Origin of the sequence: Sulfurimonas sp., assembly GCF_047622445.1 — a bacterium.
Taxonomy (GTDB): Bacteria; Campylobacterota; Campylobacteria; order Campylobacterales; family Sulfurimonadaceae; genus Sulfurimonas.
This window is the reverse complement of the sequence record NZ_JBLHOE010000124.1, coordinates 1-3,272: the sequence shown is the minus strand read 5'-3', so window position 1 is coordinate 3,272 and position 3,272 is coordinate 1. Positions and strand designations below refer to the sequence as shown.

The following is a 3,272-nucleotide window of genomic DNA, read 5'->3' as shown; positions in this document are numbered from 1 at the left end:
TATTACTAAAAGCTTAAGAGGGATAGAGAAACTTAGTCTTCCTCAATAGAGAGATGAGTGACACCTATCCCTGTTTCAATAGGATAACCTGCATTAGCCCATGCTCGAAGACCACCCTCGAGGTATCTGACGTTCTTATATCCTAAGTCTTTGAGAGTTTGGGCTGCAAGAACACCTTTTGTCCCTCCCCGGCAGTATGTAACAACGAGTGCATCCGTGTCTTTGATTTTAGTCATAATATAAAATTCTAAATCTCCACGTGTCATTTCATAGTAGTCCTCTGCATAAATTTGACCTTCTGAACGTTCTAAAATTTCACGTATATCAAGCATAATTACATCAGCCTCATCGTCAATGAGTTTTTTAAGATCTTTTGGTGTAATAGCTTTCGTATTTTTCTTTGCTTCATTGATAAGTTTTATTGATGGATGAATCCTACCATTCCCTGCAAAAAGTATAGAGGATATTACAAATATTAAAAGTAAATGTATCAATCTCATAGGTAATGCCTTGTTCTATAATTGGACATATTCTACTATGTATCTATATGTTATTTACTTAATTTGTATGTTATGGGAACATGTAATACTAATTCCTCTGGTGGATGAGGAAAGGAACCTGATAAATCTTCAATAGTTTTAATAGCTGCTCGAGATAGTATTTCACTTTTTGATGAGATTATCTCAATATTATAGACTTGTGCAGAAGTAGATAATGTAAACTTTACAATGACTGCCCCCTGAATATTTCTCTTTCTGGCTGATCTAGGGTAATAAAGGTTCTCGGATAAGAGTTGTGATATTTTTTTTATATGTTCACTTATATATTCTTTTTCTAATCTTTTTTGTTTTTGTCCTAGGTTTTCTAGTGGTTCTTGTACAGTAGTTGCTTCAATTGGTTCAATGAGTTCAATTTTTTCTTCAATAATTTCTTTAGGTTCTTCTTTTATTTTTATATCTTTGATAGGAATAGGTTCTATGACAGGAAGTTTTTTCTTTACAACTACTTTTTTCTTTTTTTTGATAACTGGTTTTACTTTTAGTTTTTTTATAGGAGGTTTAATAATTTGTGGAGCTATTTTCTTAGGAATGATTTTTGGTTTTTCTACTACTAGAAGAACTTTTGGAATGGGCTTAATAGAAACATTACATAAATCAATACATATTTTCTTTTTTTCCTGAGTAGGTTCTTTTTTTGGAATACTTTTATATACAAAAAAAATAGCAATAAGAGCAACTACATGAAGTATAAGTGAAAATATAAAGGAGCTACTATGTCTAATCATGAAGAAATAGTAGCTAAAAGAGTGTTACAAATATGTTAAATTGTTATATTGCCCTTTTAAATTCGGGATATGCTTCAACACCACATTCATTAACATCCATACCCTCAAGTTGAACATCATCATCAGCTCTAAATGTAGATATTTTATTGATGAGAAATAAAACAACAAAAGATACAGAAAAAGCAAATATTGCTACAACAACTACCCCTTTAAGTTGATCCATAAATGAAACACTCTCTACAAAAATACCAACAGCTAAAGTTCCCCATATACCATTGACTAGGTGAACTGATAAGGCTCCAACGGGATCATCAAGTTTCAGTTTATCAAATAATGGAACAGCAAATACGACTAATGTCCCACCAATAAGACCAATAAGGATAGGAGTGTACATATCATACAAATCAGGTCCAGCAGTTACTGCTACAAGACCACCCAGTGCACCATTTAAGACCATGGTAATATCTAGTAATCGATAGCGTACATACATAAGAAGACCTGCAATGAGTGCACCAGCCAATCCAGCGGTATTTGTATTCATAATTGTTTTTGCAACTGCATCAGCATTTTCAATACTGGAAATACTTCCAACACTCCCTCCATTAAATCCAAACCAACCTATCCAGAGTAAAAAAGCACCAAGTACTACAAGTGGAATGTTTGAAGCTGGGATAACTCTTACTTTCCCATTTACATAACGACCTTTTCTAGAACCCATGATAATGATAGCAGCAAGCAATGCCCACCCACCAGTAGAATGAATGACAGTTGAACCAGCTAAATCGTACATATTAATATCAAGTATAGTTCCAGCTATCATGTCTGCACCCCAAGATACATTTACAACAGTAGGGTAAATGATGCCACCCATGATTACAGCAAAGAATGCTAAAGGAATAATGCGAACTCTCTCACTCACACCACCACTCATAATATTTATAGTTTTACCTACAAAGGCCATCTGAAACATGAATGCAGCCCATTTGCTCATGGAATCATTTTCCCAAGAACCAAATGCTAAGTCATAACCTATAAGTAAAAAAGCCATAGATGCAACTGCATAAATCATTACATTAATAGTTAAAACTGAGGTAACATTTTTAGTACGAACAAGTCCAGCCTCAAGCATAGCAAACCCGGGTACCATAAAGATAATAAGAACCATAGAAAAAAGTGTAAAGAAAGTGTCGATGATGTATTTAAAATCAGCTTCTAGCATGAAGTAAACCCTTGAAATTTAATTTAAGGGTTTATTCTATCGAAATTTTTTTATTCTAAATAATATACTTGATTAAATTTTAATCAATTAAGAAGAATCACATAATAAGTATATGTGAAAGTTTGGCTTATATAGCCTCTGTATCAGTTTCACCAGTACGAATACGGATAATTTGTTCGATATCACTAACGAAAATCTTACCATCTCCAATTTTACCAGTTCTTGCTGCTTCAACAATTGCTGCTGTTACTTGTTCAACATCCTTTTCATCAACAACCATTTCCATTTTAATTTTTGGTAAAAAATCAACAACGTACTCAGCTCCACGGTAAAGTTCACTATGCCCTTTTTGACGACCATAACCTTTAACTTCACTTACTGTCATACCTTCGATACCAATCTCAGCTAATGCATCTTTTACATCTTCTAGCTTGAATGGTTTAATAATAGCTTCTACTCTTTTCATAGTTTCATATCTCCAGATATTTTGTTTTAGTATTGTAACATATTTACATTGCACAATAATATAAGCCTTCTTAGCATCAAAACTTTATCCTAAAAAGGGGATTAGCTTTTGTGGCTTAGCGGCTAGCAATGGAAAAAGGGATTTATTCCTTTTTCGTTTAATTATAGGTTAAGACCTTTTTCCCCATGAACCACTTCATCAAGACCACGTGACTCAGTTTCTTCATCAACTCTACCACCACCAGTTAAAGCAGAAGCGATATAGTAAACAACGATTGTACCAACAAGAGTAAATAATCCTAC

General features: G+C 33.5%; 4 protein-coding genes and 1 pseudogene. All 5 read right to left on the bottom strand.

Translation table 11 applies throughout. From position 1 onward, the window contains the following. Positions 1-32 precede the first annotated feature (32 nt). Positions 33-500 (bottom strand): rhodanese-like domain-containing protein, encoded by a 468-nt coding sequence (locus ACI9TV_RS16065; protein ID WP_415251834.1) that lies wholly within the window; start codon positions 498-500, stop codon positions 33-35. 50 nt (positions 501-550) lie between these two features. Continuing rightward, positions 551-1,285, bottom strand: a complete 735-nt coding sequence (locus ACI9TV_RS16060; protein WP_415251833.1) for an energy transducer TonB — start codon at positions 1,283-1,285, stop codon at positions 551-553. Between the two features lie 43 nt (positions 1,286-1,328). Beyond that, entirely contained in the window at positions 1,329-2,504 is a 1,176-nt protein-coding gene (locus tag ACI9TV_RS16055) for an ammonium transporter (RefSeq protein ID WP_415251832.1), read from the bottom strand. Between the two features lie 127 nt (positions 2,505-2,631). Continuing rightward, positions 2,632-2,970 carry a P-II family nitrogen regulator gene (locus tag ACI9TV_RS16050; protein WP_415251831.1) on the bottom strand — a complete coding sequence of 113 codons (339 nt, stop codon included), beginning with the start codon at positions 2,968-2,970 and terminating at the stop codon, positions 2,632-2,634. A gap of 161 nt (positions 2,971-3,131) precedes the next feature. Further along, positions 3,132-3,272: pseudogene (locus ACI9TV_RS16045) on the bottom strand (ammonium transporter); the annotation flags it as partial.